The 3,172-nt window shown below is 48.4% G+C and carries 5 protein-coding genes; all 5 read left to right on the top strand.

From position 1 onward, the window contains the following. The coding region (locus D9736_RS23055) for a baseplate J/gp47 family protein (protein ID WP_130259252.1) at positions 1-586 on the top strand (586 nt) is incomplete at its 5' end. Continuing rightward, positions 577-1,161 carry a YmfQ family protein gene (locus D9736_RS23050; RefSeq protein WP_096973494.1) on the top strand — a complete coding sequence of 195 codons (585 nt, stop codon included), beginning with the start codon at positions 577-579 and terminating at the stop codon, positions 1,159-1,161. The genes D9736_RS23055 and D9736_RS23050, both read left to right, overlap by 10 nt. A 3-nt stretch (positions 1,162-1,164) precedes the next feature. Then, a complete protein-coding gene (locus D9736_RS23045; RefSeq protein WP_130259251.1) occupies positions 1,165-1,788 on the top strand; it encodes a hypothetical protein in 624 nt (207 codons plus the stop codon). A gap of 3 nt (positions 1,789-1,791) precedes the next feature. Next, on the top strand, positions 1,792-2,226 hold the full coding sequence (locus D9736_RS23040) for a tail fiber assembly protein (protein ID WP_130259250.1): 435 nt from the start codon (positions 1,792-1,794) through the stop codon (positions 2,224-2,226). A gap of 393 nt (positions 2,227-2,619) precedes the next feature. Then, a partial coding sequence (locus D9736_RS23030; protein WP_130259248.1) for a hypothetical protein occupies positions 2,620-3,172 on the top strand: 553 nt, incomplete at its 3' end.

The raw sequence follows: 3,172 nt of genomic DNA, 5'->3' as shown, positions 1-3,172 counted from the left end.
GAATGGTCTGCCGTCTTCCGGCGTGGCAGATACACTGACAGGCGGATTTGATACTGAAGAGCTGGAAACGTGGCGCGCCCGCGTCATTGAGCGGTATTACTGGACGCCGCAGGGCGGGGCTGACGGGGACTATGTCGTCTGGGCTAAAGAAGTGCCCGGCATTACCCGCGCATGGGCATACCGTCACTGGATGGGAACGGGGACTGTCGGTGTGATGATTGCCAGCAGTGACCTGATTAATCCCATTCCTGAAGAATCAACGGAAACGGCGGCAAGACAACATATCGGGCCACTGGCCCCGGTGGCAGGCTCTGATTTGTATGTATTCAGGCCGGTGGCACATACGGTGGATTTTCATATCCGCGTGACGCCGGACACACCAGAAATACGGGCTGCCATTACCGCGGAGTTGCGTTCGTTCCTGCTGCGTGATGGTTATCCGCAGGGAGAACTGAAGGTATCGCGTATCAGTGAGGCGATTTCCGGTGCGAACGGGGAATACAGCCATCAGTTGCTTGCACCGGTGGACAATATCTCCATTGCGAAAAACGAACTGGTGGTACTGGGGACGATTTCATGGACGTGACAAACGATGATTACATCCGCCTGTTATCGGCACTGTTGCCGCCCGGTCCGGCGTGGTCAGCCAGCGATCCGGCGATTGCCGGTGCGGCACCGTCATTAACCCGTGTTCATCAGCGTGCGGATGCCCTGATGCGGGAGCTGGATCCGCGCACCACCACTGAACTGATAAACCGCTGGGAGCGTCTGTGCGGTCTGCCGGATGAATGTATTCCGGCGGGAACGCAGACCCTTCGCCAGCGTCAGCAACGGCTGGATGCGAAGGTTAACCTGGCGGGCGGCATCAACGAGGATTTTTATCTTGCACAGCTTGCTGCCCTGGGCAGACCAGATGCCACCATCACGCGATACGACAAAAGCACTTTCACCTGCTCATCGGCCTGTACTGACGCGGTGAATGCGCCGGAATGGCGGTATTACTGGCAGGTCAACATGCCAGCCACCACCAACGCCACCTGGATGACATGTGGCGATCCCTGTGATTCCGCACTGCGTATCTGGGGTGACACCGTTGTCGAGTGTGTGCTTAACAAACTCTGCCCGTCGCATACCTACGTAATTTTTAAATATCCGGAGTAATCCATGCATCGTATAGACACGAAAACCGCGCAGAAGGATAAGTTCGGCGCGGGTAAGAACGGTTTTACCCGTGGTAACCCCCAGACCGGCACGCCTGCTACCGATCTGGATGATGACTACTTTGACATGTTGCAGGAGGAACTTTGCAGCGTGGTGGAGGCATCCGGTGCCAGCCTGGAGAAGGGGCGGCACGACCAGCTGCTTACCGCGCTTCGTGCGCTGCTGTTAAGCCGCAAGAATCCGTTTGGTGATATCAAATCGGATGGCACGGTGAAAACGGCTCTCGAAAACCTTGGTTTGGGAGAAGCGGCAAAACGGGGTATAGGGACAGGGGCGAATCAGATACCTGATATGGAGAGTTTTCAGTCTGAACGCTACTGGCAAAAACTACCAAGTAAAATTATTCAATGGGTTTATATCCCTCCTCATGATGGTGACCAGGTTATCAACTTACCTATTCCTTTTCCTGGGGGAATTTTAGGCTTTGCAGTGGGTGCCGGATATGAGCCAACCAGCGGTAGAATTACCACGTTTGCAATAAATGTTGGGACAGGGCCAACATCAACAATTATTTCTCGCGCCAGTGACTCTATTTCTGGTGGTTCATGTATTTTGATAGGCTTCTGAAAGATGAATAAATATCTTTACGACAGTAAAACAAATGCCTTTTATCCATTTATTTTGAAAGTGGACTATGAGCGTACAAACACCTGGCCGGAAAGTGGTGTGGAAGTTGGAGAAGATGTTTTCCTGGAATTTGTGAGAGTGAATCCAGGGAAAGTCCGGGTTGCCGGAGAAGATGGGATGCCTGTATGGGCAGATGCACCGGAACCAACGCAAGAACAACTCATTTCCTCGGCAACCAGCGAAAAACAACGTCGCCTCGATGATGCCAATAATTATATGAACAACAAGCAGTGGCCTGGCAAAGCTGCCATAGGTCGTCTGAAAGGTGAAGAACTGGCTCAATACAATTTGTGGCTTGATTATTTGGATGCTCTTGATGCGGTTGACCCTTCCAGTGCTCCGGATATTCAGTGGCCGGAAGAACCAGGTGCAATGTAAGCGAAAAAGAAAAACCGCAGACACGTCGTATGCAGGACGTGCTGCGGCTGGCTGGTGAACTTCCGATAGTGCGAGTATTGAATGATTTACAGCCGTTATTGATTTTACATATTTTTTGTATGAAAGGATTAGCGCCTCCTCCCACCGATCCTCCATGACTTTACGCCACTGTCTCTAGGACTGCTATGTGCCAGTAGCAGACTAGTGATCGCTAGGCTTGAATCCATTCGTATTAGCGCCAAGTGGATAATAAATGGTGAAATCCATTAGTCATTACTTTATCATAAGCTCGTTATATAAAGATTTTAGTATTCGTAATTCTTTTCTTTGTTTAAGATGATGAAAATTATATGATATGATATGATGTGAAGAAGTATAGAGGGATTAATCATCATGAAAAAAATAATATATACTTTTTCTTTGGTTGTGGCTTTATTATTGGCGTTAAGATGTGCCGCCTATATTGATTTTTCTGAAAAAGACATGATCAAGTCAATCATTCCTGCTTGGATTCAAGCCATTGGTAGCATTTTAGCAATTATTATTGCCGGTATGATCTCGGCCAATCAAATTAAACATGAGAAACAGCTTGAAAAGAGAAAGGTAGCAGAGTCAGATTTGGCTAAAATGCATATAGTAAGAGCGCTGATAATACGTTCGTTAACTTTAATGAATGAGGTTCGTCAGGCAATTGAGCGTGGCGAAGAAAGCGACTTTCAGCAAGTGTCTCCTTGGACTATGCGTAATACAAAACGTGCAATTGATAATTTAAATTTATTTGAAATACCAGAGGGGATGTTAGCTCTCGATCTGTTGGCTATAGGTCCATCTCTCGAGGAAATAGCAACCTTATGGGAGCGGTGTATGGAGGAGTCACTACATACTGAAAATAACAAGCCAACTATTGATTCTTACAATGAGCTTAATTGTAGTGGCATAGTGAATT

The organism is Escherichia sp. E10V10, from assembly GCF_004211985.1.
GTDB lineage: Bacteria > Pseudomonadota > Gammaproteobacteria > Enterobacterales > Enterobacteriaceae > Escherichia.
The sequence above is the reverse complement of the archived record's forward strand: the minus strand, read 5'-3'. Positions and strand labels throughout refer to the sequence as shown.